The organism is Allosediminivita pacifica (genome assembly GCF_003054175.1).
GTDB lineage: Bacteria > Pseudomonadota > Alphaproteobacteria > Rhodobacterales > Rhodobacteraceae > Allosediminivita > Allosediminivita pacifica.
On the sequence record NZ_QBKN01000097.1, the window covers coordinates 1 to 1,046 of the forward strand.

1 protein-coding gene is annotated in these 1,046 nt (G+C 63.5%); it reads right to left on the reverse strand.

Annotated features, from left to right (window positions below):
• Positions 1-53: 53 nt before the first annotated feature.
• Positions 54-986: an IS5 family transposase gene (locus C8N44_RS23085; RefSeq protein ID WP_107979013.1), complete on the reverse strand. Its 933-nt coding sequence runs from the start codon at positions 984-986 to the stop codon at positions 54-56.
• Positions 987-1,046: the final 60 nt, after the last annotated feature.

Genomic DNA, 1,046 nt, shown 5'->3' on the forward strand with positions numbered 1-1,046 from the left:
GCTCTGTTGCGCAAATCGCCTGATAGCCGAGGCTCCCCTTTCCCCGGACGCACTTATCCCATGGGCTCGGTGACAGGTATTCCGAGCGCGGTGTAGCCGTTCAACACGGCGGCGCGGACTTGGAGTTCTGCGACTTGGCGATCGAAGTCGCGTGCCATGAGGCTCTGCCCCAGCAACTTCACGCAATGCATCTTCGTCTCGGCGCGGCTTCGGCGGTGGTATCCGCTCCATCGTCGCCAGATGGCGCGGCCGAGGTATTTCGATGCGCGCAGCGCCTCGTTCCGCGCAATGGCGCCTGCGGTCGAGGGCTTCCAGGGCTTGGCGTTCTTGCGGGGTGGTATAACAGCATCGGCACCGCGGTCGGCGACGGCGTCGTGGCACTTGCGGGTGTCATAGGCCCCGTCGGCGGTGACCGATCCGATCTCGACGTCCGCCGGGATCTGATCCAGCAACTCGGGCAGCATTGGCGCATCGCCGACATTGCTACCGGTGACTTCGATGGCTCGGATCTCCAGCGTGTGCTCGTCGACACCGATATGGATCTTGCGCCATAGACGACGTTTCGCGCCGCCGTGCTTGCGCGCATGCCACTCGCCTTCGCCTTCCGCCTTGATGCCGGTGCTGTCGATCAGCAGGTTCAGCGCCCCCTGCGAGCCGCGGTAGGGAATGGCCACGGCCATGGTCTTCTGGCGCCTGCTGAGCGTGCTGAAATCCGGCACACTCCAGTCGAGACCAGCCAGACGCAAGAGGCTCTCGACGAAGCCTGTTGTCTGCCGGAGCGCCATGCCGAACAGGACCTTCATCGTCAGGCAGGTCTGGATCGCGGCATCGCTATACTGCGGCTGACGGCCTTGCTTGCCTGTGGGTCGCGGCACCCAGACCATGTCCGGATCGAACCAGATCGTCAGAGAGCCCCGCTGCTTCAGCGCTTCGTTGTAGGACGGCCAGTTCTTGGTTTTGTAGCTCGGCGGGAGAGGTCTGCTCATGCCGCCCCAGCTACCACGCTGGATTCACGAGATGAATCCTACATACGCCTTTGCGCAACA

Coding starts and splice junctions, on each gene's coding strand:
- C8N44_RS23085 (WP_107979013.1), bottom strand. CDS start 986: ATGAGCAGACCTCTCCCGCCGAGCTACAAAACCAAGAACTGGCCGTCC.